This window comes from Nocardiopsis alba (genome assembly GCF_000710955.1).
Taxonomy (GTDB): Bacteria; Actinomycetota; Actinomycetes; order Streptosporangiales; family Streptosporangiaceae; genus Nocardiopsis; species Nocardiopsis alba.
This window is the reverse complement of record NZ_BAZE01000009.1, coordinates 165571-192182: the sequence shown is the minus strand read 5'-3', so window position 1 is coordinate 192182 and position 26612 is coordinate 165571. Positions and strand designations below refer to the sequence as shown.

General features: G+C 67.8%; 20 protein-coding genes. 12 read left to right on the top strand and 8 right to left on the bottom strand.

Annotated features, from left to right (window positions below; all coding sequences use genetic code 11):
• Nucleotides 1-10: 10 nt before the first annotated feature.
• The 3 genes from TR33_RS17545 to TR33_RS17535 all read right to left on the bottom strand — a co-directional run bounded on the left by TR33_RS17545 (nucleotide 11) and on the right by TR33_RS17535 (nucleotide 6355).
• Nucleotides 11-2092, bottom strand: coding sequence for a serine/threonine protein kinase (locus tag TR33_RS17545; protein ID WP_042284203.1), 2082 nt, complete (start codon nucleotides 2090-2092; stop codon nucleotides 11-13).
• A gap of 341 nt (nucleotides 2093-2433) precedes the next feature.
• Entirely contained in the window at nucleotides 2434-4554 is a 2121-nt protein-coding gene (locus TR33_RS25735) for a serine/threonine protein kinase (protein WP_051018305.1), read from the bottom strand.
• A 1474-nt stretch (nucleotides 4555-6028) separates the two neighbouring features.
• A complete protein-coding gene (locus TR33_RS17535; protein ID WP_014910216.1) occupies nucleotides 6029-6355 on the bottom strand; it encodes an ArsR/SmtB family transcription factor in 327 nt (108 codons plus the stop codon).
• Nucleotides 6356-6536: 181 nt separating this feature from the next.
• Between TR33_RS17535 and TR33_RS17530 the strand changes: the two genes are divergently transcribed.
• Nucleotides 6537-7601, top strand: a complete 1065-nt coding sequence (locus tag TR33_RS17530) for an LLM class flavin-dependent oxidoreductase (protein WP_014912442.1) — start codon at nucleotides 6537-6539, stop codon at nucleotides 7599-7601.
• Between the two features lie 162 nt (nucleotides 7602-7763).
• Here the strand turns inward: TR33_RS17530 and TR33_RS17525 are convergent, their stop codons facing one another.
• From TR33_RS17525 to TR33_RS17510, 4 genes are all read right to left on the bottom strand, one after another.
• Nucleotides 7764-8918, bottom strand: a complete 1155-nt coding sequence (locus tag TR33_RS17525; RefSeq protein ID WP_042284201.1) for an undecaprenyl-diphosphate phosphatase — start codon at nucleotides 8916-8918, stop codon at nucleotides 7764-7766.
• A 626-nt stretch (nucleotides 8919-9544) separates the two neighbouring features.
• Nucleotides 9545-10183, bottom strand: coding sequence for an alpha/beta fold hydrolase (locus tag TR33_RS17520; RefSeq protein WP_234305874.1), 639 nt, complete (start codon nucleotides 10181-10183; stop codon nucleotides 9545-9547).
• A gap of 166 nt (nucleotides 10184-10349) precedes the next feature.
• Nucleotides 10350-10976 (bottom strand): GAP family protein, encoded by a 627-nt coding sequence (locus TR33_RS17515; protein WP_014911092.1) that lies wholly within the window; start codon nucleotides 10974-10976, stop codon nucleotides 10350-10352.
• Between the two features lie 192 nt (nucleotides 10977-11168).
• A complete protein-coding gene (locus TR33_RS17510; protein ID WP_042284199.1) occupies nucleotides 11169-12296 on the bottom strand; it encodes a TIGR04222 domain-containing membrane protein in 1128 nt (375 codons plus the stop codon).
• Between the two features lie 947 nt (nucleotides 12297-13243).
• Between TR33_RS17510 and TR33_RS17505 the strand changes: the two genes are divergently transcribed.
• The 11 genes from TR33_RS17505 (at nucleotide 13244) to TR33_RS17455 (ending at nucleotide 25320) form a co-directional block, all read left to right on the top strand.
• Nucleotides 13244-13456: a hypothetical protein gene (locus TR33_RS17505; RefSeq protein ID WP_042284196.1), complete on the top strand. Its 213-nt coding sequence runs from the start codon at nucleotides 13244-13246 to the stop codon at nucleotides 13454-13456.
• Between the two features lie 34 nt (nucleotides 13457-13490).
• Nucleotides 13491-14531 (top strand): OmpA family protein, encoded by a 1041-nt coding sequence (locus TR33_RS25730; RefSeq protein WP_042284195.1) that lies wholly within the window; start codon nucleotides 13491-13493, stop codon nucleotides 14529-14531.
• Between the two features lie 5 nt (nucleotides 14532-14536).
• The gene (locus TR33_RS27265; protein WP_234305873.1) at nucleotides 14537-15067 is read left to right on the top strand and encodes a DUF4352 domain-containing protein; all 531 of its coding nucleotides are present in this window, start codon (nucleotides 14537-14539) and stop codon (nucleotides 15065-15067) included.
• A gap of 217 nt (nucleotides 15068-15284) precedes the next feature.
• Complete coding sequence (locus TR33_RS17490; protein WP_042284190.1) at nucleotides 15285-15785, top strand: aggregation-promoting factor C-terminal-like domain-containing protein; 501 nt, start codon at nucleotides 15285-15287, stop codon at nucleotides 15783-15785.
• 504 nt (nucleotides 15786-16289) lie between these two features.
• Nucleotides 16290-16469, top strand: a complete 180-nt coding sequence (locus tag TR33_RS17485) for a hypothetical protein (RefSeq protein WP_042284188.1) — start codon at nucleotides 16290-16292, stop codon at nucleotides 16467-16469.
• 650 nt (nucleotides 16470-17119) lie between these two features.
• Nucleotides 17120-19582 (top strand): glycosyltransferase family 4 protein, encoded by a 2463-nt coding sequence (locus TR33_RS17480; protein WP_042284186.1) that lies wholly within the window; start codon nucleotides 17120-17122, stop codon nucleotides 19580-19582.
• Between the two features lie 351 nt (nucleotides 19583-19933).
• Entirely contained in the window at nucleotides 19934-21139 is a 1206-nt protein-coding gene (locus TR33_RS17475) for an outer membrane protein assembly factor BamB family protein (RefSeq protein ID WP_234305872.1), read from the top strand.
• 488 nt (nucleotides 21140-21627) lie between these two features.
• Nucleotides 21628-21975, top strand: coding sequence for a hypothetical protein (locus TR33_RS17470; RefSeq protein WP_042284184.1), 348 nt, complete (start codon nucleotides 21628-21630; stop codon nucleotides 21973-21975).
• A gap of 216 nt (nucleotides 21976-22191) precedes the next feature.
• Entirely contained in the window at nucleotides 22192-23271 is a 1080-nt protein-coding gene (locus tag TR33_RS17465; RefSeq protein WP_234305871.1) for a VldE C-terminal domain-containing protein, read from the top strand.
• A gap of 187 nt (nucleotides 23272-23458) precedes the next feature.
• Nucleotides 23459-24316: a type IV toxin-antitoxin system AbiEi family antitoxin gene (locus TR33_RS17460; RefSeq protein WP_234305870.1), complete on the top strand. Its 858-nt coding sequence runs from the start codon at nucleotides 23459-23461 to the stop codon at nucleotides 24314-24316.
• Between the two features lie 188 nt (nucleotides 24317-24504).
• Nucleotides 24505-25320 (top strand): hypothetical protein, encoded by an 816-nt coding sequence (locus tag TR33_RS17455; RefSeq protein ID WP_042284180.1) that lies wholly within the window; start codon nucleotides 24505-24507, stop codon nucleotides 25318-25320.
• 91 nt (nucleotides 25321-25411) lie between these two features.
• Here the strand turns inward: TR33_RS17455 and TR33_RS17450 are convergent, their stop codons facing one another.
• Complete coding sequence (locus TR33_RS17450; protein ID WP_042284178.1) at nucleotides 25412-26509, bottom strand: pectate lyase family protein; 1098 nt, start codon at nucleotides 26507-26509, stop codon at nucleotides 25412-25414.
• Nucleotides 26510-26612: the final 103 nt, after the last annotated feature.

The following is a 26612-nucleotide window of genomic DNA, read 5'->3' as shown; positions in this document are numbered from 1 at the left end:
CTGTGGTCGGTCAGGTCGGGCAGTCCATCATGTCGTTGTCCGTCAGCGAGGTGTCCGGGAGGGCGAAGAAGCCCGACCCCAGCCGCTCCCGGTCCCGCCACCCCAACGTGCCGTCCACGTCGTAGCAGTGTCCGCTCAACTCGTGCACCAGGGACCCGGAGTGCGCGGTCGGACGGTAGGCGACGCCCCCGCGTTCGGGGGAGCCGGGGATGAGGACGGTCAGCCGTTCCGACGGGTGTTCCGGACTCAACACCGCCAGCGTGGTCAAGGGAGAACCGAACTCGTATCCGCCGCCGCCCCTGAGGGTCAGCTTGTCGACCCCGCCGTTCTGCTCCGGATCGAGCGGGGTGAGGGCCATGAAGTCCTCGGCGTACACGTTGTACGAGCCCATGTTCGGGTGATAGGTCACCTCGACGGTGAAATCCGCCCCCTCGGGGGTGCCCCGCACCTGGGACATGCACACGCTGACCACGGGGAACGCCGGGATCTCCGGGGTGGCCAGACCGAAGTCGACGGTGTCGTGATCCACCGGGTAGGCGAACGGCCAGATCTCGGCGTCGGCCACGGGGACGCCCTCGGGTCCCGGGGTGAGCAGGGGTAGAAGGCTCTCACTCGAGCCCGCTTCGGGGTCGAAGGGGCGCCAGTGCGCCAGTGACTGTTGGGCCTGGACCCGTTCGGTGTCCGAGCAGTCCAAGGGCACGGGTTCGTCGGAGGCCATGGCGCCCTCCCCCGAACCCTCCTCCGGCTCCGACCCGCCCTCCTCGTCCGCGGAGACCCCCGAGGATTCCCCCAAGGCGTCGAACAGCAGGTAGCCGCCGCCCAGCAACAGGAGCAGCGCCGCGCCGACCGCGCCGAGGAGAAGCCCCGTACGTCGCCCGCCCCCGCTCCTCGCGGGCACGCTCTCGCCGGGCTCCGGAGCCGGTTCCGATCCTCCGCTCCGAGCGCCGCCGAACAGGTAGTCCGCGGCCTCTCCGTCACGGCGCGCGCCGGCGGCTCCGGAGGCGGTGATACCGGGGACCGGGACGTCCGCGCCCCTCTCCGGCGGCTCCGGGTCGGACTCCATCGGGCTCCCGGGTCCGGAGTCCGGGAGGCGGTCCTCTCGCCCCCGCCCTTCCGGGGTCAGGGCCAGGTCGCTCCATCGGACCGGATCGTAACGGTCCAGGTCCAACACGGGCCAGTGCCCGGCGACCAGTTCACGTAGTCGATCGGACCAGGTGTCGGCGGTGGCCTGCTCGTCGATGCCGAGCAGCAGCAGGCATTCCAGGTAGACGTCCTCGGCACCGGGGCGAAGCGCCGGGTCCGCGGAGAGCGCCCTGGAGACCAGGGGGCGCAGGGTCTCGGGGACCCGATCGAGATCGACCCGCACCTCACGCGCGCGGGCCGCCATCTCCCAGACGATCTGCCCGGGGACACGTCCCGGAAGATGCCCGGCGGGGGAGGTTCCGAAGGGCGGACCTCCGGTGGCGGCGGCCACGACCAACCCGGCCCAACCGTGCACGTCGGTGGCGGTGGAGGCGACGGCCCCCTCGTAGCGTTCGGGGGCGGACCAGCCCAGGCAGTCGGCGTTCTGGGTCGGGGTCACCGAGTCGATCCGCCGGGTGAGACCGAAGTCCATCAGACGGGGCCCGTCCGCGGCGATCACCACGTTCACGGGGCGCAGGTCCCCGTGGACCAGGCCTTTGGAGTGGAGGGAGGAGAGCGCCTCCGCCAGGCCGGCGGCCAGAGCGAGCACCCGCCCCTCGTCCGGTCGGCCTTCGACCCACAACCCCTGGGGGAACTCCAGCCCGGGCACGTGGTCGATCGCGGCCCAAGGCCGTCCCTCATGGACCCCGCCGTCGCGCACCCCCAGGCCGCACACCCCGTCGAGGCGTTCCCCGATCACCTCCCCGCCCGTGTCGTCGCCCCCGGCCGTCCATTCCGGCGCCGCGATCTTCAGGGAGACCGCCTCGTGGTCCGGCGAGACCCCCGCGTACAGGGTGCCCAGACCGTCGGCGCCGAGTCGCCCGACCAGCCGGTAGCGGTCCACCTGGAGCGGGTCGCCATCGGTCAGCGGGGTGACGTTCGGCGGCAGAGCGGGGGAGGAGGAGTCCATGAGGGGGAGCTTTCCACACGGCAGGGGCGGTTGTGGTGGGCTGTTCCGGGATGGTGCTTTCGAACCCGTGGTCCTGCGAATCTACCCAATGGGGGGAATGGGCATAGCCCCGCACCCACCCCTCGAACACCGTCCGAAGGCCCTTCCGAGACCGTTCGGGAGCGTTCCCGAAGACCGTCTCATAGCCTTCCGAGGAGACGGTATCCGCTGTTCAAGGCGGCGATGGCCGCCCTTTCCCCACGCCGGGGACAGGCGATGCGACCGGCATCACAGCATCCGATCCCCCTTCTTCGCGTCCCCGCTCCGTTATCAGGTTGTTGGGGTGGCACCGCCCTTCGGCCTCACTCGGGGAAGTCGAACAGATGACGGAGCAACTCCGCACGCCGTTCCTCGTCCCCCAGAGGAGCCTCGTCCACGGGGCTCTCCCCCGCCGTTCCGGCCTCCGAGCCGTGCTCTCCCCGTTCCTCGCCGGTCAGAGCCTTGCGGTGGTCCTCCAACAGGACCCGCCCGATCACGATCAAGGCCGCCCCCGCCCCGGTCGCCATCAACGCGAGCAGGGTCAGATCACCCCAATAGAGCGCCCCGAGCACCACGCCGGCGACCACCAGGATCGCCCCGACCGCCCAGAGGAGACGGGAGAGCCCGCGGGGTTCCCGCCCCACCGGCCCCCGGCGTCCGCGCCCGCCCCCCTTCCTCCTCCCGTGATCGACCGCCGGCCTCGGCCCCGGGCGTTCGCGTGGACCCGCCGACCTCTCGGAGACCCTGCGCAGATCGTCTCGGCACGCGTACAGCGCCACCGCGGCCGGCCACGGGTCGTCCGCCTCCCGCACGACCCTGCGCGCCCTCTCGCGCAGTTCGCCCTCCGGAAGCCCCTGGGTCGCCCACACCGCCAAGGCCGGCGCCTCGCCGTTCCGCCGCTCGTGGGTGCCGAGCATGTGGACCAGGTCGCCCTTCTCCACCGGGGAGAGCCGCTCCCGGTCGAATCCGGCGGTCGCGGCCGCACCTCGCAGCCACCCCTCCAGCGCGCGCAGCCTCTCGAAGAGGTCGGAGGCCTGGCGGGCGACGTGCACATAGCGAGAACAAGGACGTTCCCGTCGACAGGAATGGTCGCTGCCGATGCAGTGGTGACCGCTGAGCGCCTTCAACAGGCCATGGCGTTCCACCAGATCCATGAGCCGCTCGTGCTCGGGCTCCCGATAGGGCCAGGCACGCCCGTCCTTGGTGCTGAACAGGGCACCCCAGGACATGTCCAGGTCACGGAAGAGGGCGGGCAGGTCGGGAGAGAGTTCGGCGACCAGATTGGCGGCCTGGACGTCGGCTCCTCCCCAGGCCTCGGGCAGTACCCCCACGATCTCGCGCGCCTTGCCCTCCTCTTCGGGGAGCCACCGCAACAGTTCCTGGCGTTTGTGCGCGTCCCGGAGCATCCCGTGGGCCTCCGGCCATCTGCTCTGCACCCCGCGGGCGAGCTCGGCCACCGTCCCGTAGAAGGTGCCGGCGATCTCGAAGGTCCCCTCGCGGTCGGGCCCGGCCACCGTGGGGAAGCCGCTCATCCCCATGGTGATGCTGCGCCAGAACGCGGCCGCCCCCTCGTCCAGGAGGGTCCGGCTGTCCCTCTGGGTGGCCTCCCCCTCCTCCTCGATCGACGAGGTCTCCTTCCCCAGGAGTCGGGACAGGAGCCGGTGCGAGGTGGGTCGTAGTTCCGGATCCTTCTCCAGGCACCAGGACACGACCCCGACGAGTGCCTCGGGCAGCCCCCGCAGATCGGCCTCGCCGTAGAGGATCCGCTGACGTGTCTCCCAGGCGCTCCCACCGTCGAAGACGTCCCGGCCCGTGCCCGCGAACGCGATCACCGCGCCCCAGGCGAACACGTCGATCGCCGGGCTGACCTCGGTCCCCAGGATCTGCTCCGGGGCCATGTACCGCAGGGTCCCGGTCGAGCCGCTGGCCATCGTCGGGGCCTCCTCGACCGCGCGCGCGATCCCGAAGTCGATCACCCGGACCCCGTCCCCGGTGACCATGATGTTGGAGGGGGTGAAGTCCCGATGGACCACGTCCGCGCTGTGGATGGAGACCAGGGCGGTGGCCGTGGCGACCGCCGTACGGTGGAGGTCGTCCTCTCCCAAGGGCCCCTCGTCACTGCCGTCGCCCATCACGAGCTTGCGCAGTGTCCGACCCTCGACGTACTCGGTCACCACCCAGGCGGGTTCCTGATCGGGCTCCGGGCGGGCCTCGGGATCCCCCGTCTTGAGCACCCGGGCGATGAAGTAGGGCGGGATGTCCATACTGAGCATCGCCTCGGCCTGGAAACGCCGACGGAACTCGGGGGTCCCCGCGATGTGGGGATGCAGAACCTTGACCGCCCCGGGCTCGCCGTCCTCACGACGACCGAGGTAGACCGTCCCGTAACCGCCTTCGCCCAGTTTCTTCTCGAGTCTGTAGCCGCCGAGCGTGTCGCCGATCATCACGAGGGGACCTCCAAGGCCGGGGGGTGAGAGCGCGCAGCACCGTACCCGAGGTGTGATGTCCTTCACCACCTCATGGTGCTGTGAAATGCCCGCTTCTGACTGTTCTGCACTACTTGCCCGAGCCCGGAACCGGCCATCCCTCCGGAGAACGACGGCCTCGCCCCGATCCTCCCGCCCGGTCGGTGAACCTCCCGGTACGCCGCCGATACCCCGGTTCTCACCTCCGATCCGTTTCCCGCCCGAGACGCCCGTCGACCCGCGTCGGCCCTTCGAGAAAACCGTCCCCCCTCTCCCCGAAAGGGACACTCGAAAGCGCGGCCCGAACGACCGGATCGAAAGTCGGGATTCACGTTCGACCTTCGACCCCGATGGGTTCGACCTCCGCTTCACCACCTCCGAACGCTCTTGAAGGGCGCGGGCGCGTTCCCTTCTCCATCACACCGGAACGGAGGAGAGCGAACCTTCCACTCGCCTTGTTATGCAACGTCGAGCAACCTTTTCGAGGACGGCACCCATTTTCGGGAACCCCGTCTCCGAACGGACTTCGCATCGCGCCCATCACGGGCGTTCACAAGCGACTACTTTAAGGACAAACGGACTCGCCAAACGTGCCCAAGGTCCCGCAACGCCAACATTCCACCCCCGACACCGCCCCACACCCCTCGATTCGGACAAACCACCGGACGCGCGCCGATCATTAACTCCGAATCCCTGCGGGCGACCCCTGTTCTCAGGCATACTCGGAGTCGTCGGTCGGACGACAGGAGCGGACTCCGCACCCGAGAACCGGTTCTGTCGTGCTGTCCGAACGATGTACAGGGCGTTCCACGCGATCATCCGTTTCGGATACCCCGATGGGCGAGAGTCGGCCACGACACGCTTCCCATAGGAGGGTCAAGAATGGTCCGAGGAGGCGCTAGAGTACATCACAGGCCCGGCTTTTCAGCGTTTGTCACACGAGGTCAGGCGGGGCTCACCCGAGAAGGAGACCGAAAGCTCGTCATTCCCGGGAAGATCTTTCGAGGATCCTTTTCTCACAAGGTGGAGCGAGGTTTTCGGGGGAATTCACGTTCTTCACGCACGTGGATACCTCGCCGACCACCGCGGGTCTCTGGTCCGACCGCCCCTCCAGCCGTACGGCACTTGGGAGGGAAAGGGGATCGGCAGGTTCAGGGACCCTGTTCCGTAAGGGGATGGAGGCCCGGCGACCTCTCATAGGGGGAGAGAGTCGCCGGGTCTTCGCATGTGCCCGACCTCTCCGCCATACCGGCATCGACGGGCCGTCACGCTCCGCAGCGGACCGGAACAAGAAAACCCCTCGACCGGGAACTCACCCGGGGGCGGCCTCGTTGGTCCCAACGTGAGCGCGGACGAAGCGGTATCGACACGAGTGGCACGACCCACTCGTCCTTCTCGCGTCCCCTCCCCCGGGCTCGACGGACCGCGAGGAGCGGCGACGCGCCTTCGCGCCCTACCGGTCCCGACAGTGCAGGACCGTCTCCAGCAACCCGGGGAATCGACCCTCCATCTCCTCCTCGCGCAACGAGACGAAGCAGCGCGTCCCTTCGGTCCGATTGCGCACCAGGCCGGCGTTGCGCAGGATCTTCAGATGGTGGCTGAGCGTCGACTGCGCGATCGGCAGGTCGATGTCCTTCCAGGCACGCTCGCCCCCGGGCTCGGAGAGCATGGCCACGATCCGCAGTCGTGTGGGTTCGGCCAATGCGGACAGGACCGTGACCAGTTCCACGTCGCACAGCGCCGGATGCCCCGCCCCCTTGGACACTCCCTTGGCCCCCAAGGCCCCACCTCCGATTCCGCCGCCACCCGGCCGTTTCCGCACGGACCGACCACCGGCGTGAGCACGCGAAACGCCCCACGATGTCCCGAATCGGATTTGGCCCGTGTTCAGGCGCGAGTGTACCGTCACTGTTCGATGATCGTCGATCATCGAACATTCGAGGTCAGTGGGGGTAACTGAGATGTCGAACAGCAAAGAGGCCGACGAGACCGTTTCCGGGGACGCGACCCCCGGCACCCGGCCCGCCCTGTCCGTCCTGGACCACGCGGGCATCGTCGAGGGCTCCGACCCGGGACGGGCCCTACGCGACGCGCGCGAACTCGCCCAGAACCTGGAGCGCCGGGGCTACCACCGCTTCTGGCTCTCCGAGCACCACAACATGCGGGCCATCGCCAGCGCCGCCACGTCCGTCTCCCTCGGATTCATCGCCGAAGGGACCTCCACCATCCGAGTGGGCTCGGGCGGCGTCATGCTCCCCAACCACTCCCCCCTGGTGATCGCCGAACAGTTCGGCACCCTGGAGTCCCTCTACCCGGGGCGGATCGACCTGGGCCTGGGACGCGCCCCCGGCACCGACCCCCGCACCATGAGAGCGCTGCGCCGCGACCAGACCTCCTCCTCCACGTTCCCCAACGACGTTCAGGAGCTTCAGGCCTACTTCGAACCGGCCGTTCCCGGACAGCCCGTGCGCGCCGTTCCCGGCGAAGGCCTTCGGGTGCCCCTGTGGATCCTGGGTTCCAGCCTGTTCGGCGCCCAACTGGCCGCGCACCTGGGCCTGCCCTACGCCTTCGCCTCGCACTTCGCCCCCAGCGCCCTGTACGACGCGCTGGACGCCTACCGGGAGGGGTTCGCCCCCTCGGCCCAGGCCGAGAAGCCCTACGCCATGGCCGGGATCAACGTGTGCGTCGCCGACACCGACGAGGAGGCCGAACGCCTGTTCACCTCCATGCGGCTGTCGTTCCTCGGGATCCTGCGCAACGAACGCGGACTCCTTCAGCCGCCCGTGGAGCCCTCGGCCCTGGACACCATGTGGCGCCCCGGGGAGAAGCCGCAGCTCGACATGATGCTGCGCTACTCCTTCGTCGGCTCGCCCGAGACCGTCGTGGCGAAGATCGATCGGTTCGTCGCCGACACCGGGGTGGACGAGCTGATGCTCTCCTCCATGATCTTCGACAAGGAGGCCCGCATGCGCTCCTACGAGCTGCTGGCCGACGCCTACGGCCTGGAGGCGCCCACGAGCGGCTGACAGGTCGAGAGAAAGCCCTGGTCGGGGGAGCTGGGTCAAGGGTGATGGTGTCGAGTCAGGCAGGGCTCGACATCGTCTTCCCCCGATCATCGGGGCGTGGGGCGGAATCGGTCAGGGTTCCGCCCCACGCTTTATTCACCGACCACCGCCGGAGAGCGTTCCCTAGTGGTCCCGCGCGGCGAGGTCCGGAGCGTACCGTTCACCGCTCATGGGGTTGGTGGCCATGCCGCTCACGGGGTCGTAGTCGACGTCCATACCCAGGTTCGGATCGTGCAGGAGACCGCTCTCCGGGTTGCGGAGCAGACCGGACTCGGCGTCGATCTCCCAGCCGGTCGCCGGATCGACCTCCGGGACGCCCGCCTCCGTGGAGGGCTCGGTCGAGGGCGCCTCGGCCTCTCGCTCCTCCTCGCCGGCGGCCGGGGCCTCCTCCTCTTCCTTCTCCGGGGCCTCCTGCTCGGCGACGACGTCGCTCCGGGCGGGCTGGGACTCCGCGCCGCCCTGAGGGTCGAGCGCGCCCCAGCTCACCAACGCCAGGATGACGATGCCCAGAGCCACGCGGTAGTAGACGAAGGGCATGAAGCTGTGCGTGGAGATGAACTTCATCAGCCACGCGATCACCACGAAGCCGACGACACCGGCGATGACCGTACCGACGATGGTGGCGCCCCAACCGGCGTACTCGTCCCCACCGATGTCCAGCATCTTGTAGAAGCCCGAACCGAAGACCGCGGGCAGCGCCAACAGGAAGGCGTACTCGGCGGCGTCCTTACGGTTGAAACCGAGCAGCATTCCACCGGTGATCGTGCCGCCCGAACGCGAGACGCCGGGGATCAGGGCGAGAGCCTGGAACATACCGAAGGCCAGACCGCGGGGGACGTTGAGGTCCTCCAGGCTGCGCTGCTTACGCGCGTACCTGTCGGCGATACCGAGGATCACACCGAAGATGATCAGGTTCAACGCGACCAGACGCAGATCGCGGAACACACTGTCGATCTGGTCTTCCAGGAGCAGGCCCAGCACCACGATGGGGACCGAGCCCAGGATGACGTACCACCCCATACGGGCGTTGATATCGCTTCGCAGCTCACGGACGACCAGGGAGCGCGTCCACGTCGACAGGATCGCCCAGATGCGTTTACGGAAGTAGATGACCACGGCCAGCTCGGTACCGATCTGGCTGACGGCGGTGAAGGCCGCACCGGGGTCGGGCCAGCCGAAGAACGCGGACACCACGCGCAGATGCCCGCTGGAGGAGATCGGCAGGAACTCGGTCAGCCCCTGGACCAGTCCAAGGACGATTGCTTCGATGAGGGACACAGAGGGGCCTTCTGTTGAACGTCGGCGCCGTGGCCGCGCGCGTCGATGTCGACACCGATCGTCACGCGGTCGAACGTGCTCGATGAGATGACACAGGACAGCAGGTCAGCGATGCCGCCGGCCCGATCTGGGTCATCGTATCCCGCTCTGGCGCGCCCTTCTTCGGGCTCGTTCGGCCCCCACGAACCCGTTCTGTCCCGGTATCGGGCACCCTCCGGTGGGACGAAGGCAGCGATGTCGGACACCACGCCCCTCCGAGACCGGCGCGTCGTCCGCCCGGAACGGGGACTTCTCCGCGGCGGTGGGGCGAAGACCACACACCCATCCGGACACGGCCACCGGCACGACACACGGAACGCCCCATGTCGGAGCCCCGAGGCCGGACGCCGACGGTGTCCGATATTCGCCATGATTTCACCGGGTGTCCCCCGGCCCTCCACCTCCGTGTACGGAGACCGCGAAGAGAACGGCCGCCTCCACACCCCGGCTCAGCCCTCGTTCTCCCCCAGGAAACCCTCGATCCGGGCCAGCAGGGGCAAGGGGGGTCTCCTCCATCGCGTAGTGCCCCGCGTCCTGGAGCACGTACAACTCCCCGCGGGGGAACCACTCCATCCAGGTCGCCCTCATCACCTCCGCGGACAGGGCCGGATCATGGGCCCCGGCCACGGCGAGCGCGGGAACCTCGGCCCCCTCGACGGCCCATGGAAGTCCTCGAAGGCCCAATCCCGGAAGTAGGCGGCGAAGGCGTCCCGGTCCGAACGGGCGAGGGAACGATCCACCATCCGATCGAGCCACCTGGCGGGGAGCCTGCCGCCCGTGGTGAGATCGATGATGGCGCGCCGGGCCGCCGGATCCCCCGCGGCCTGGGTGAAAAGGGCCCGGGCATCGTCTCCGAGCCCCGCCCCCGAGGCCGGGACCGGAGAGATCCCCACCATGCACCGGACCCGCTCGGGGGCCAGCGCGACGATGTTCTGCGCGACCTTGCCGCCCATGGAATGGCCGACCACGGAGAAGGTCGACCACCCGAGATGATCGGCCAGTGCCAGGGCGTCGGCCGCGACGCGAGCGGTGGTGTACTCACCCCCGATGCCCCCGGCGTCACCATAACCACGCTGGTCGAGGGCGGCGTAGGTGAAACGCCCGCCATCGGAGTGGGCCAACACCGTCTCGTAGTCATCGCGATCTCCGAACCATCCGTGCAGGGCGATGACGCCGTGCGGGCCGGTACCGCGAATCGTGTGGGGCAGGACGAGGGGTTCCGCCATGGGGGGCGCTCCTGGTGCGTCAGGGGTCGTACGGCGGCCGGGATCGGCGCGACGGTGGTCCGGGGCGTGGCGCTGGAGCCCCTACCCACTGGGGAGGAGGTCAAGCGCCACCACCGCCCGCGTGAAGATCTCGGGGCCCGGTCTCCGTCCGCGCCGGGCCCGGACCTCACAGGATGAGGAGCACGAAGACCGCACATGTGGCGATGGTGATCACCCAACTGTTCGAGGTCAGCCAGTCCCGTACGGCGGGCATGGCGTCCCTCCCACGATGGCCCAGGGCCAGGAGCGTCAACAGTGGAAGGGCCGCTATCAGCACGGTCGCCGCGACGAACCCCAGCCCGGCCACGAAATCCTCCCCGCCATGGGCCAGGTGCGCCCCCACCGTCAGCATGACGACGATGTCCGAGGGCATCGCCAGGATCACCAACAGCCCGGTCGTCAGCCCACGACCGACCCCCGCGTCCATCAGTCCGGTGAGCCACCCCGGTGGCTCGGACGTCTCCCGTGTCAGGAAGGCCCGGATCGCGGCGAGGACCAGCAGCACCACCAGCCCGATCTGAATCAGGGTCCCCACCGACCCCGAGTCGGAGGGGCTCCCCAGAGAGACCTTGTTCCCGAAGAGCCCGAAGAGGCCATGGGTGATCGCCACCCCGACACTCGTGGCGATGGCGACCCCCAGCAGGAACGCCACGGACACGCGTACCGCCTGTCTCGCCGTGACCAGGACGAGGGCCGCGATGATCTGCGGCCCCGCCATCATGGTGATCGCCAGCGGCAGGATCTTGAGGTCCATACTCTCCCCCGTCGTTCTCGAGGAGTCGGTGTCGGCCGAGGGCGGGACGTGGGCCTCCGATGCTCGTGACCACGATCCTCCGCCCGCCTACCGACGACGGCATGGTCTCCTCCAGTCTGCGCGGAGGGCGGCAAAACCACGGGCAATGACGGCTCGACGATCGGTCGACCTCGATGAGGACCGGATCGGGGATCAGTCTCCCCCGCCGCCTCCACCGTCCCCGCCACCCGAGTCGCCACCACCACCGGAATCACCGCCACCGGAGTCTCCTCCGAAACTCCAGCCGCCCCCGTCACCACCGAAGCCACCGGAATCACCGGAACCGCCCCCATGGGAGCCACCGCTCGACCCGCCGCCGCTCTCGTCGGCGCACCGCTCCGCGTAGTCGCACACCTCGTCCCAGGTGAAGACCTCCCCGCCGACGGCTCCCTCCCCTCGCGACGAGTGGTGCGCGCCCGGGTCGACCATGAGGCCGGGGTCGGTCACGACCGGTCTCCTCTGCCGACGCACACCCGACATGCCGTGGATCGCTCCGAACCGTAGAGCCGTCTCCCGGTTCACGTCCCGCCCTCGGGATTCGGCGAGCGGATAGCGGGCCTCGGCCACCTCCAGAAGCCGGTCGCCCGCGGACGTGCGCGGCACCGATCTCCCTCCCCGCCGCTCCGGGACACCGGAGAACCCGGAGGCGACCGTCCCGACCACCCCCAACGTCAGCCCGAAAGCCAGTTGCCCCGACGCCCAGGAGACCCCCTCCAGCAGAAGCAGGAACACCGGCCCGAGGACGGCGATCACCCAACCGGCCTTGGCGATGACCTGGAGAAGGGCGTGGGAGCGCCGTCGACGACCGAGCGACCGCTCCGACCCGGCCGAATGGACGATGAGACCACGTTCGCCGAGATCCCGCCGAACGGTGTCGAGAACATCCCCCTCGGAGACGGCGTCGACGATCGCCACGGCGTTCACCGCCACCCTCCCTCGAAAGACGGCGAGCACCGCCCTGCCGACCGGATCCCCCTCACCGACATAGGGGCGTTCGGGACCGACCAGGGTGATGAGCCCGCCTCTCCGTTGGGCCCGCACCCTCCCCCTGAGGAAGAGCTCCATCAGGACGACCCTCCCCGCCCTTCTCGGTCCTCCCGCGAGGTAGGCGAGTTCGATCGGGGAGAGCTCGTCCACCCCCGTGGCCCTTTCGGGTTCGGGCGTTCGAGCGGCCTGGCGACGCAGGCTCAGGTTCGCGACGATGAGGGAGAGGACCGGCCACAGGGTGAGCAGAAGGCCGATCACCACCCCGGAGGCGACGAGGAAGGGCACGGTGTCCATGGGTGAGGCCCTTTCGGCGAGGAGGACACGAACACGGAGGCGACAAGCGGGGGTAGGGCTCGGGGGGAGTTCCAAGCCTCCCACTCGACCGGACGAAGCGGACGAACAGGGTTCGGTCGACGCCCCACCGCCCCCACCCCGGGCCCCGTCGAACACCGCCCATCACCCTCCACCGTGCCGAAATGCCGTGTTGGCCAGGTGCACGCCACACGACGGAGACCCCCACATGAACCGGGGAGGCCAGGATCTTCGAAACGAAGCCCCTCAGTTCTGAAGGCTCCATGTCCAGAGCTGGCGCTGTCCGTATCCGGCCATACTTGGAACCGCTACTTCAACATCAGTAGGGTGTTCAGGGAGCCGCGGGCCCCATTCGCGACTCGAAGCGAGTCATGTGGAATCCCCGCCGGCTCTGAGCAGGCGTTGAGGGAGGTGACCCTGATGAGTACGACTCGCACGGGAGTTCGGCCCTCGCGCCGCCCACCTAGAGCGAGCACCGATCGGGCCCCCTTCTCACCGACCATCGGAGAACACGACACCCCGGCTCACGGAACTCGGTTTCCACGTACCGCTCGGCCTGTCCCCCTCGAACAGCCTCTCGAGCAAGCGACGGCTACTCCTCCCGAAGGGTGGGCTCCCGACACACCCTCGCTCCAGGGCCCACCTTCGCGCGACCGTTCCATCCGGGCCATCTCCCTCGACCGGCATCGAGAACCGCTTCATTCTTTCCACTCCGACCTCATGGTGCGGGTTCACGAGACTCGAGAACCTACGAACGTCTCATCATTCACCCTCACACCAAAGGCCTCCGACCCTGAAACCCTCTTTCCCCCGGAGAACATCCTCCGAACAAAGAGCACAAGAGAGCAATTTCAGAAAGCGCGGCCCCTCTTTCAGAAAGAGGATCACCGGGCGAAAAAGGTGCAAATAATTCCCCAAGGAGCCACCCCGTGAAAACCATACTCGAGACCTGGACAAAACTAAGCACCCTGACCTTTCCCAAAGAGAGGAAGAAGGGAGACCAGGGAGCGGGATTTGTGGAGTACGGGGCCATCCTCGTGTTCGTCGGGATCATCGCCGCACTGCTGTACAACAGCAACATCGGGAACCTCATCGTCCAAGGAATCACCTCTTCGGTAAGCGAAGTATTCAGCACGCCTTAGATAAATAAAAAACAACATTAGAAACGGGAAGAAGTTGCCCCCCAGAAGGATACTTCCCCCAAAAACCAAACATGGGAAGACGCAAGCAGGAATAACAACTGCCATCCTTCTCGTTCTCTCCACCGGATGCGTTGTATCCCCTCCACAGGAAGAAGGAGGAACAGAACAGACCCGACCCTCTCAGGCAAACCCGTCACTCCCGGGCACAGAGAACCCCAGCGAAGTCGTCGCCAGTTCCACCACAACATCGACAAGCCTGGGATCCGACCTCCAAATCGACGTATACGCCTTGGAACGCATGGAGAATGATCTTCTAAGACTCCGAATCGGGGTAACCAACAAATCCGAGGATAATTTCAACCTTGGATTCGGACTCTCAGAAACAGATCACCTTTCCGCCGGGAGCGTCAGCCTCATCGACGAGAGAAACCAACAACGCTACCTGAGCTATAGACAGAGCAGCGGACAGTGTTTCTGCAACCAACTGGACGGGAACATTCCAAGCGGTGAGACCGATCTCCTGTGGGTCATGTACCCGAAGCCCCCAGAAGATCTGGAAAGGATGACGGTAACCACTCCGCTGACCCCTCCCATATTCGACATACCCATCACCTCCTCCTCTGAGACCATCGAGAACAGCAACCTCGATAGCCCACAAATTCTGGACCTCACGATGATTTCCGACAGTCTGGACGGTGACCAGACCGGGCGGACAGAAAGCAACGAAGAGGTCAGCATCATACTCTCTTCCGATGTCTTGTTCGATACGAATAGCGCCGAACTGACAAATGAGGCGAGAGACATTCTCGAACAGGTCGCCCAGGAGATCGACGACTCAGGGGCTCCCACCGTCTCGATCGACGGCCATGCAGATAACACTGGAAATGATTCGATCAATATCCCCCTCTCTCAGGAGAGGGCGGAAAGCGTAGAGAAAAGCTTGGCGGAGATCATTACCAGCGAAGGAATTACTTTCGAGGTAGAAGGCCATGGCTCCGCAGACCCGATCGCCGACAACGAAACAGAGGAGGGCCGCGAGCGAAACCGGCGAGTCAGCGTCACATTCGAAAAGTAGGGACAATGATGAATATCACCCTTCGATCCCTCGGGGTGGCAGCACTCGTAGCCTCACTCCCCCTTGCCACGGCGTCCGGCGTTCTCGCGAACCCTGTCCCGACGACGGACGAACTGGGCTCCCTCGGCACAGCGGCCTCCAACGACGAGGTCAGCGAAGGCCTTACCGCTGAAGCCCATCAGACCGAGCGAAGCGAGTCCGGTTCTCTTGTGTCAGTAACCTGGAGCGTAGAGAACAACGGAGCAGAAAAGGTTTTCTTCAACTGGCCCGCCGGAACCTCCTACATGTACAGCCTCACCACATACTATTCCGGTGTCACCGCCACTTCCACCGAAAAAGATATGAGATACCATCCGATCATGGACGGAGAAAGCGACTGCCTCTGCTCAGGAAAACTATCCAACGATTTCAAAGAGATAATAAATCCTGGAGAGAAGGTCGCTTATTGGTCGATGTTCTCTGTTCCTTCGGACGTGGACACCATCACTCTGGAAATCCCGGGGTTCGACCCGATCGAGGACATTCCTATATCCTGACCTCGGCCCCTGACCCACTCCTGGAACTTCTCTGGAGGCGGCGTTGACCACCCCCCACCACCCTGAACTCGGGGATCCTCGGCGACCCTCGTCGACCCGCCCTCCGAACCGCTCCGACGAGCGTGGACGTCCACCACGGGCGGCGCCCCGGCTCGGTCGTGTGGCTCGTTGGTTCCGACCCGCGCGGCGAAGCGAGAGAGATCGTGGGGCCGGTCTGGTGGAGGTCGGGGCGACCACGATCTTCGCCGCGCTGGTGATCACGTTGATCTATCAGAGCGATCTCGGCACACGTTTCAACGACGGTGTGCGTTCGATGGTCTGCACGGTGCGGGGACCGGGCTGTGGCGACGAGACCTGGGTCGACCGTGATCGGCCAGAGGAGCCGGAGCAGTACGACTGGGGGGCGGGCGGCGGCGACTTCGAGGACAACAAGAACATCGCCATGCAGTCGGCCAGGGGTTACAACTGGACCGATCAGGAATGGGCCTGCCTGGACAATCTCTGGAGTCGACAGTCGGGGTGGGACCCCGGCATGGTCGACTCGGAGACCGGCTCGCGGGGGATCGTCGGGTTCAATCCGGCTCTGCACGGGGAGATGCCGGAGGGTTTCGAGGGCAGCGCGGCCGCACAGATCGACTGGGGGCTGGACTACATCCGGGACGCGCATGGGTCACCCTGCCAGGCGTGGGCGTACTGGCAGTCCACTCGGACCTACTGACCCCTCCGCCCCCTCGTTCCCAGAGGTTCGCGCGCCTTCGGCGGTGAGTCGGCGAGAGCGCGGGCGTTCTGGATGAGGTGCGATATTCACTCTGGGCCCCGGGGACATACGGCCATGCACGGATGACGAGGCACATCCTCGTGGTCGGGCCGGCCGCGGTCGAGAGGCGTTCCGCTTTCGCCTTCTCCGGGTTTCGTCGCCCCTGAGAAGGCGTCGGTCCGAGTCGACGCTCACCCTCCGCCAACTGGGGATTCCCCAACGTGGCCGGTTACGGCCACAAGAAGTACCCGTCAGAGCACGACATTTTCCTTTGTTTGCGGCAAAGTGTCTCTCACGGGCAACATTGCGTTGCCTGCGGCAATACATGAGATGTAGGACAACCCTCACGCGTTTGTTGTTGATCATGAAAACGATCCGCCGATGAGCGCACGCCGATGGACTCACGGGGTTCTCGACCGAGAGTCCATCGAACAACGAGCCTCCCCCGACTCGTCAGGAACAGCCGTGGACATCACCCCCTTCGACCTCTCTCCGGAGCGCCCGCCCTTGCCCAAGCGGACACCTCCGACCGTCCACAACGTCGACAACCCGCACGACATCGCTTATGCCGTCCAGCGTCTGGCGCTGTTCGGGATGATCGGCCTCGTCCTCGCTCACGCTCGAAGAGACGACGCCGACGTGTGATACCGAGCCAGGAGGCGGCACCGGTGTGGGGGGCGGGCCCCGACCCGGTCGACCGGGCTTCGTGGCCCGATGACTCCCGAGCCTGGAGGGTCTTTCGGGAGCTTCTTCGGCCACGACCCGGAAGAGATGGAATTCCGTCCTGCCGCCTCCGATCCCGCTCCCTCGGCCGAAGCGCTCCTCATGGACGCGGGCCGAGGGGGCGGACCCTCTCCCGAACGCTCAGGGAAGCGTTCGGTCCAGGCCGGCGGGCGCGCGGTCAGCAGAGCCCCATCCCACCGCGCGCCCGTCCTCTCCCGGGGCCTCGTGAACGGTCGTGAGGGCGAAGCCCACCGCCGTCGGCCCGGGAGCACCGGCGCGGACCGTCTCGCGCGAGGCCGGCCCGCACGAACACACCCATGAGGGTCCGCCCTCCCGGGTCTCCGTCTCATCGCGACCGGACGGTCTTCGCGCTCATGGCCCGTGTTTCACGAAGGCCCCGCAAAACCCCCACAGGAGAGGGCAAATATTCGGACAGGCGAGCATAGATATGGACCTTTTGCACCATTTCTCCCCCTAATCTGATCGACCACTCGCGCATCGCTCCGATGTGGGTGAGGGGGATCGTCTCCGTCCGTCAGCGCACAGGGCGGGGTTGAGGACACGGGGGCCCGATGAAGATCGCTTATCTGATCAACGACATGTACGGCATCGGTGGCACCGTGCGCACCGTCGCCAATCAGGCCGCGGCTCTCTCGGAACGGCACGAGGTCGAGATCGTCTCGGTGTTCCGCCACCGTGCCGACCCCGTCCTGCCCGTCCCCTCCCGGGTCCGTATACGTCCGCTCGTCGACATCCGCCGCCATGGGGACCAGGGGACCGGCATCGGAGGGCGGCCCCTCTACGAGGGTTCCGAACGCGCCGGCCTGCCTCCTCTCCTGTTCCCCCCGGAGGACGGGCGCGGTTCCACCCACAGCCGGCTCACCGACGACCGGCTCGAGGAGTACCTGGCCACCACCGACGCCGACGTGGTCGTCGGCACCCGCCCGGGCCTCAACGTGGTCATCGCACGGGCCGCCCCCGACCACCTGATCAAGGTCGGACAGGAACACCTCACCTACGAGCAGCATTCGGACGAACTGCGTCGGATCCTGGCCGCCGAGTACACCGCCCTGGACGCCTTCGTCACCGTCACCGAGGCCGACGCCCGCACCTACTCCGCGAAGATGCCCCTGCCCGGGGTGCGACTGTTGTCCATCCCCAATTCGGTGCCCGCCCCCGCCTTCATCGGCAACGGCCACGACACGCGCACGATCGTCGCCGCCGGACGGCTCGCGCCCAGCAAACGGCACGACCTGCTCGTCCAGGCCTTCTCCATGGTGGGCGACGAGTTCCCCGACTGGACCCTGCGCATCTACGGACGAGGCAGCAGGCGGGGCGCGCTCGGACGGCTGGTGAACTCCCTGGGGCTCCAGGACCGGGTGTGGCTGATGGGGCCTCATCCGCGGGTGGAGGAGGCCTGGGCCCAGGGGTCGTTCGCGGCGGTCACCTCCAGTGAGGAGCCCTTCGGGATGACCATCGTCGAGGCCATGCGTTCGGGGCTGCCCGTGGTGAGCACCGACTGCCCGCACGGTCCGGCCTCGATCATCCGCGACGGCGAGGACGGACTGCTGGTGCCCAACCGATCGGCCTCCGGCATCGCCGAGGGGCTCGCCGAACTGATGGGCGACGACGATCTGCGTCGGCGCATGGCCTCGGCCGCGCTGACGGCTTCGGAGCGGTTCGATCCGGTCAACATCGTGCGCCTGCACGAGGAGCTCTTCCACGAGCTGGCCGGGGAGCGCCTCCCCTCCTCTCCCCCGATCACCGTGCCGGCCCCACGATCCGAGCCGCCCGCCGCCTGTCGGGTGGAGCTCGGCCCCGACGGGGTGGCGGTCCTGGACTTCGGGCCCTCCCTCGGGGAGACCGGCCTCGGGTCGATACCGGACAAGGTGGTGCTCTCCCGGGGGGCCGGGCACCTGGAGCTGGCACCCGATCGCGACGGGAGGGTGAAGGTGGACGCCTCCGCCCACGACCTGACCACCGGAACCTGGCAGGTGCACCGGAGGGACGCGGGCGTGGAACGCCCGATACGGGATGTGACCATCCACCAGCACGGTTTCCCGCTCTCCGTCGCCGACACCGAGGAACTGTCCCTGGTGATCCCGGACCGTTCCCCCAAGGGACGGCTGATCCTGCACGCGCGGCGCTCTCCCCATCACGCCGAGGTCGAACACGTGGAGATCGCCGACGGGCTCATCACCGTCCAAGGACGACTTCTGGGCCGGTCGCTCCCCGATGCTCGGGCCCGCCTGGTGGTGCGGAGGAACTCCTCTTCCCGGGAGCGCCACGAGTTCCCGTCCGCCGTCGCCTACGAAGGCGAGTTCACCGCCGTCATCGACCCGTCCGAAGTGGTACGGGAACGCCATGGGGATTCCGACAAGTGGCAGATGAGGCTGGTGTTGTCCGACGGAACCGAGTGCACGTTGGGGCGGCATCTATCGGGGGTCGTGGGTTACAAGAAGATCATCGACTACCCGGCCCAGCAGGTGAAGAGCGACCGGGGCACCGGTTCCAAGGTGCGGCCGTACTACACGATCAACGATCGGCTGGGGCTTCGCAGCTCGCCGTTGGCGCCGACCCTGCCCGTGGAGAGGGTGCGGGTGCGTCCTGTCGGGAGGCGCGCCGACGAACTGCGTGTGGAGGTGGATCTCGGGGCGCCTCCGCCGGAGGGGGTGGCCTACGCGCTGGAGGTGGTGCGCGGCACCGACGCCGGCCGTCGTTTTCCGCTGGAGGTCCTCCCGGGCCCCTCCACCAGGGAGGAGGGACGGCTGGTGGGCGCGCTGCCGCTTCTTCTCCATGACGACTACCGGGGGTTGACGATCTCGCGTGCCCGCTGGCGTCTCCGGCTCCTCGCCGGCCCCTCCGGAGCGTTGGGGAGGTTGGGGGCCAAAGCCGTTCCGTCCCTGACCTCACGGCGGTGGAGCCATGGGGCGTACGCGAGGTCGGTGACCGTGGCCCCGATCGATTCGGGCGACCTGCGATTGACCATCGCCGACGTGCACGTCGTGGAGGCCCTCAGCCGCCGACTGCCCTGATACCGCGCACACGAGAACGTCTCAGGGGCGGACGTTCCATCCGGGGGTGCGCTTTCACGCGCGCTGAGGGCTTCCGTGGGGTACTCCACCGGCGCGGCATGCTCCGGAGCCCGCCTCCCGACGGATCACGACTCGGCTCCATGTGACGCTCGCGGTGGAACACGGTAGAACGGCCGGGAACATCCCCGAGCGAGAAGGTCTCCCGTGCCCACTACCACTTCTCGAACGGTCGGTTCCCTCACCGTTCTCTTCCTCTGCGTCCCACTTCTGGCGTCCGGCTGCTCGATCATGCCCGGCGTTTCAGAGGGTTCCACCCCTGTAGAGCACCATGTCCTCGATGGTGAGGCGCCTGTGCGTTCGTTGCCGACCTCGGTGTCGGAGGTGGGCTGGGAGTGGAGCGCCGAAGAGGCCGGTGGCAGGCTCGAGTACATCCTGCCGGGGGTGTCCGGCCCCTTGATGGTGCTGGGCAGCGGTGTGGTGGGGTTGGACGGGGTCACCGGGGAGGAGCTGTGGAGCTACCGGATGCCACAGACCTCCTCCGCCCGTGCCGGGGTGACCCCGGATCATGAGAGCGTCCTTTTGACCTTGTCGGAAGGGGCGGTCGATACGACCGTGGTGCTCGACTCCGGGACGGGGCGGGTTCTCGCCGAACACGAGGATGGTACGGGTGAGATCTTCCAACGGACGGTGGAGCTCACTTCGGACGCGGCGATCGTCGCCTCGAAGGAACCTGGAAGTCCGGTGGAGACCTTCTCCCTCATGGAAGGGGAACGGCTCTGGTCCTTCGAACCACCCGAGCGCGGGGCGGGGGTGGTCGTCGAGAAGGTGCTGAGCTTCGAGGACACCGTCGTGCTCATCATGGCCTACAACGACGGCGGCCTACGGGACGACTCGGTCGACACCAGCGAGCAGGGGATGCTCGTGATCGGGTTGGACGCGACCACGGGAGAGCCCCGTTGGGAGCTGGAGCAGGGGTTCACCGACACGGTTCGCCGTGTGGCCGACCACGAGCTCGCACCGAACGGTAGGGCGCTCCTTCTCCAGGTGGGTTCCGGGAATCAGCGTCATGAGTTCCTCATCGACCCGGTCACGGGCGAGGAGATCGAGGGTGAGGCCTACCGGGTACAGGAGCGGGACCCGGTCGGGTTGCTCGACGACGGTTACGTGGAGACCTCCATCGACGATGACGAGTCCACGGTCGACTACTGGTACACGTCCTTTACGGGTGAGGAGGTGGCCCACTTCGAGGTACCGGAACGCCCTGGCGAAGGCGACGACATCGGTCGGGGGCTTCTCCTGGAGGAGGGTGTGCTCCGACTGGATCCGCTGACGGATCCGGACCTGGAGCGAGGGCCGGTCGGGGTGGAGTTCGCACGGTGGGAGGGCTCCGAGACCCCTGTCCATCTGGACGCGGACCTGACCGTGAACGAGGAGATACGCGCTGTTCCGGAGGGGGCCGTCGACTCTCCCTACCTTCCGGTGGCGACGCTCATGCCGGGCGCGGTCGTGGTCACCGAGAAGGACCCCGGGTTCTGGGGCGTGGTGGGGGTGGTCTGAGGGGGTTCGGGGAAAGAGGGGACGCCTCGCCGGGAGGACGTCCCCCACTTGCGCGGCGTCGGGCTCTAGGGTGATGCGGGATGGTGGCGAAGCGCCGCCGTCGATTCCGTCGACCCTTGCACGGAATCCATCACCATTTCGGTTCCGGACCTGGTGGCCTGGCCGCCGGGTTCGGTTCTGAGTGCTGCCCGAAAACTGGCTCTGGATACCAGGTTGGCGTCTGCACTGGTCAACCCACATCTCTAACCTGGCCACCAGGTCGCCAGGTCTTCTCGCCGCCGCCCTTCAGGCACTCACGAGATACGGCCGGCCAATACGAAGGTATGGACACATACCCGTATAACACCGGCCGGAAGAGGCCGCCCTTTCCCGACGGAACATCCCAGGGGGGAGTTTTCCCCAGGTTCCGGGATCTCGCTTGTACCGCCCCTGGGAACAGCGCATGCTCGGTCCAGGGTTCTTCTCCCCCAGTGAAGAGGTGAGTCGCTTTGATCCGCGAACCCCTACGGTCGAAACCCCCGGTCGGCGACCTCGAGGACTCGGTCCTGCGCGCCGCCGTCCTCCGTGTGGCCCCCGATGCCCTCACCACCTTCGACACCCAACAGCATCACGTCCGCGATCTGTGCTCCCGTAGCGGGGATCCGGCTCCGGTCCGTATGTTCCTCCGTCGTTGGGGCATGTTCGTGGAACTGCGCAGCTGCCCACGCCGGGCCGCCCGACTGGCCCGACTGGAACTGGCGGTCTCCGAGGCGACCGACATCGAGGCCGCGCGGGCCGCCGCGCAGGAGATCGCCCTCATCCTCGACGGGGCCGCCCGCCGATCGCCCGCTCCCTGAGCGTCCCCTTCCGGAGTGGAACGCTTTCGTCCTCGGCCGCACCGCTCCGACCTCGGACGACCCCGAGAATCGTCCACAGATGAGGGAGTTCCCCCTGTACCCGGGGTATGAGGCGGACTAAGCTGCCCGAAGCAGGGGTCTGTGCGAGAGGGTCTCTCCCGCCCCACGACCCGCCCCGACCGTGCCCGCCCCGCGGGATCGACCCCCCGGACCACCATGCGACGGACCTCCCCCCGAACGGACCGCGGACGCCTCCTCCAGGGCCGCCGCGACGACGGCCAGGCCAGTATCCTCCTGATCTTCGGCATGGTCATCGCGTTGCTCTCGCTCACCGTGTTGTTCGTCCGCGTGGGCGCGGCCAACGACCAGCGTTCCCAGGCCCAGACCGCGGCCGACGCCGCGGCCCTGGCGGCGGTGGGGGCGCTCCGGGACCACGCGGCCCGGCAGCTCGCCGACGGCGTCTTCCCGATGCCCCGCTACGACGAGGAGATCGCCAGAGAGCGGGCCGAGGCCTACGCCCGGGAGAACGGGGCGGTGCTCACCGACATCCAGGCCAGCGACAACGTGATGGGCCGCTCCGGCAACATCGTCCGGGTCGAGGTCCGGGGCGCGCTCTGTCAGAAGGAGCTGGAGCCGGACGGTTCCCGGGACTGGAACGACATCGTCTGCGACGGAGAGGACGATTCGGGGTCGACGGCGGTGGGCAACGCGTCGGCGATCGCGATCATCGAGATGGGGTCGGGCTGTGGTCGCCAGGACATGGAACTGACCTGTGACGGCGCGTCCGTGGACGATGTGGACCAGGCCTCGGGCTACTTCGACGTCTACCTCATCGACCGGGTCGGAGAGTACGCGTTCGACCCGAACGCCGTGTTCGGCGGCGGCGCGATCGTGGACTGTGCCGACCTGGGACGGCTGGACCCGGCCATGTGCGCGACCCACAAGGTCCTCAACGATGAGTTCCCGGGTTTCTACATCAGCGCGGGGGGCTATCGCGACGAGGGGACCAGCGACCACGGTTACGGCCAGGCCGTCGACTACATGATGGCCGACCTCGGAGGGGTTCCGACCCCGGAGATGGACGCCACCGCCCTCCAGGTGATCGACTTCCTCATCCAGAACCACCGGGAACTGGAGGTCAAGGGGATCATCTACAACTACCGCATCTGGAACCCGGCCAAGGACGCGGTCGGTCCGTGGTCGAGCGTGAGCCGACCCGCCGGCGAGCGCGGCAGCAACACCCAGAACCACGTGGACCACGTCCACCTGTCCGTGGGCCCCCCGCCCTTCCGTTAGGCGGAGTCCGTCGGGGAGCGGGGCCGTCCACAGGTTCGAGAAGGGGCTTGCCCGGCGCCGGGCCCGGGCCGAACCTGGAGGTATGGCCTCGGACCCTCTTCGTCCCGATCCGAACATCCCTCTCTTCGCCATCCCTCGCGTCGTCCCTCCTCCCCCTCCACCGCGTCCTTCGGGGCCCTCCATCTCCTTGACGGCCTCACCACCCGGTCGGGATCTGCTCCTGCGGACCCTGCGCCCGATCCTGTCGGAACTGTCCGCCGATGCCCTCGCCTTCGGTCGGACCGCCGCCTATCTGTGGGGGGTGGACGTGCATCCGCGGGGCACCTCGGTCACGCGGGAACGGTTGCGCGTAGCACTCCCTCCCGGGGTGCGAGGGGCCTCACGGCATGGTGTGGTCGTCCACCGTGAGCTGATCCCGTACCCGGACCGTTCGTTGATCGAGGGGGTGCGGGTGACCGCCCCGGCCCGTACCGCCCTGGACCTGGCCGCGGAGGCCGGCTGTCCGTATCGGGCCACCGCGCTCCTGGATCGTTTTCTGGCACGGGGAGCGCTACGGAGGGGGCGACTGCTCTCGACGCTACGCCGCCATCCTCGTTCGAGCCTCCCGGGGCTGGCCCTGGCCGTCGGGCTCTCCGACGGGGGCAGCGGTTCTCCGGCGGAGAGCTGGGCCCGGGTGTTGCTGTACCGGGCGGGGCTGCCCAGACCGGTCACCCAGTGCCGGGTCGAGACCGCCCGGGGACGCTTCCACGCCGATCTGGGGTGGCCCGACCAGAGGGTGGCGTTGGAGTACGACAGCGCCGAACACCATTCCTCCCGTGTCGAACGCGAACGAGACCGGCGACGGTACTCGGCCATGACCCACGCCGGTTGGGAGGTGGTGTCGATCGGGATGCACGACCTGCGTACGCACCCAGAGCGTCTGCTGCGCCGAGTCCGGAACCTTCTGCTCGACCGTGGCTGGCGCCCTTCCCCCACGGCCCGGGAGAGGGTCCGGCGCGCCGTCCGACGGATCGAACGCGATCCGCCGCGTCTGGACGAGGGATGAGGACGGCAGCCCGTTCGGATCGAGATCGCCGGGTCGGTCGCCACGTTCGCGGCCCGTTTCGTCACTGCCTGTCGAGATTATGTGTCGGCGACGCTCGAACAGAGAGGACGGTCCCCGCGTCGTAACCACCGTAAGCGGTCCCCCACCTACCGAGCCGCAGAAGCGAGGCGTTGTCAGTGTCGACATCGATGCCGTTCTCCGGACCGGAGCCGACGGAAGACGACCCCGGCCGTCCCAACTGGCCTTTGGCCCTGATCGTGGTCCTGACCTGCCTGGCGGTGATCGCCAGCGGATGGGTCGTCGCCCGCCTCACCCTGGAGGACGACACGGTGGCCCCCCTGGCCGAACCGTCCGAGCAGGCCCGTCCCCCGCGGGAGCGTTCGGAGAGCGTCGACCCCGACGACGCCGAGGCCTTCCTGACGTTGGCCGCCCGGGGTCTGCGAGCCGCCCCTTCCCTGTCCGTGAGCTACACGCAACGAGAGGAGGGCGAGGAGGCCGGGCGGGGTTGGGCCCGGCGGGGCGTGGAGGCCGATGTGGCCTTCGAGCACCACTTCACCACGGCCGAGGGGGTCGAGGTGTACCGGTACGAGTTGGACGACACCGGCTACCTGATGACCGCCGAACGCGGGATGACCGGGATGAGCCTGTTGAACCCGCCCTCGGAGGCGGATCGACGGCTGTGCTCGATCGAGTTCGCCCTGTCCCCCTTGGACGACCTGGTGGACTCCGCCTCCGACCTGGTGTGGGAGGGCACAGAGGAGATCACGCTCCCCGAGGGCCTGGACGGGTCTCCCGAGAGTTCCTACACCGCCTACCGCTACACGGGCGACTTCACCGCGGTGATGGGCGGTTACGAGGAGGAGAGCGGGCACAACACGCTGACCGTGCTGCCCGAGACCGAGTTCAGCCTCTGGATCGACGAGGAGGGGTACCCCCGCAGGCTCGAGTACGACACCGGGGAGGGCCTCGGGGAGACCTACGACTACCGACCGACCCTCGACTGATCGGACGCGCCTCGCCTCCCGGCCGGACACCAGGCCCCCCGTGGGAAGGAGGATGTCCCCGTCCTTCCCGGGGGGACGGGGACACGGCTCCCTAGTGGGCTCCGGCTCGGCTGCCGACCAGATCGGGGATGGTGACGGTGTCGTCGAGCTCGTAGGCGTAGGGCGGGTCGGGGACCTCGCCGCGTAGTTCGGGCTGGTCGGAGTCGACGAGAAGGTTGTCGCGGGTGGCGACATTGCCGGGTTCGTCGTCCTTCTCGGTGGCGACCGACAGGGGTGTGCGTTCGAAGTAGTTGCCCTCGACCAGCACGTTGGCCCCGTCCGCCGAGCTCACCCCGTACTCGGGGTTGTCGCGGAAGTAGTTGTTGAACACGTGGACGTGTTCGGCGTTGAGGGCCCGGGGGTGCCGGGCCGTGGTGCCGTCGAAGAAGTTGTGGTGGACGGTCACCCGGGGGGCCCGCTCCCGCTCCTCGTCGTCCCCCCCATCGATGAGGATGGCCGCTTCGGCGTCGGTGAAGCGATTCCAGGACACGGTGACGTGGTCGGCGTCGTCGGTCACCGAGACGAGGGGGTCGCCGTCCCCTCCGGAGAAGGTGGAGCCGTCCACCCACACGTGGTGGGCGCCCTCTCCGATGCTCACGGCGGTCTCGTCGACCGTCATGGTCACGTTGGCGATGATGACGTTGGCGGCCTCTTCGACGACGAGTGCGCCGCCGGTCAGTTCGGCGCCCTCTCCGACACCCAGGAGCGTCTTGTCCGATCCGACACGGATCCGGCCGTCGAGGTCGATGTCGCCTTCGATCTCCACGGTGAGGGGCTCGTCGGTCCGGAGGTGCTCGGCGAGTTCGTCGGCGTCCTTCGCGGTGACCGTCTCTCCCCCGGCTCCGCCGGTCACGGCCGTGTGCTCCTCGGGGTCGTCGACCTCCTCACCGTCGTCCTCGTCCTCATCCGGTTCCTCGGTCTCCTCGACCTGCCCCGGGTGGCCCGCCCAACCGACCGGTGTACCGAAGGGAGGCTCCTCCTCGGATTCCTCCGAGGGCGTTCCGGTCTCCTCCGTCTCCTCCGGTTCGGGGTCGACGGCGGCTCCGGCGGTGGGTTCGGCGTTCCGGCCGTCGTCCTCACGGGAGCAGGAGGTGAGTGCCGCGCACATCAGGGCCGCCACGCAGGCGGCGACGAGAGGGTGGGGTCGCATGTGGGACTTTCCAACGAGCGGGGAGGGAGGGGTGGGGTCGAACGGTACCGATTCTGTCAGGCCCCGGAAGGTTTCGGACACACCGCTCTCGGTAGGCGCGGAA